Annotated in this window: 1 protein-coding gene; it reads right to left on the bottom strand. The window is 65.1% G+C overall.

All coding sequences use genetic code 11. The annotated features are described in order from the left end of the window. A partial coding sequence (locus HW932_RS21580) for an IS4 family transposase (RefSeq protein WP_176978494.1) occupies positions 1–327 on the bottom strand: 327 nt, incomplete at both ends.

Here is a 327-nt window from a genome sequence, read left to right as displayed (position 1 = left end):
TTTGGCCAAGAGGTAGGCGGCCTGCCATTCCTCAGCCTCGAACACACCACTGGCATCGAGTTCGGGGGAGGTGCGTCCCAGATGCTTGAGGCGCGCGAGGCGCCAACTGATGATCAGATACAGGATCAGGGTGCGCTCCAGGCGTTGGAGCGTGCTCAGCTGCAGCGCCTCGACCCGGCAGCCGACCTTCAGGGCCAAAAACAACAGTTCGATTTCCCACCGGGCGCGGTACCACTCGACCAGCTCCACGGCCGCCTCCAGCGTCTCGGCGCGGCGGTTGGTCAGCAAGCGCCATTCGATCGGTTTGACGCCGGCGGGCGCGTCGAA

Source organism: Allochromatium humboldtianum (assembly GCF_013385175.1).
In the GTDB taxonomy this organism is placed as follows: Bacteria; Pseudomonadota; Gammaproteobacteria; order Chromatiales; family Chromatiaceae; genus Thermochromatium; species Thermochromatium humboldtianum.
Note: the sequence above shows the minus strand (reverse complement) of the source record. Positions and strands in the feature narration are given on the sequence as shown.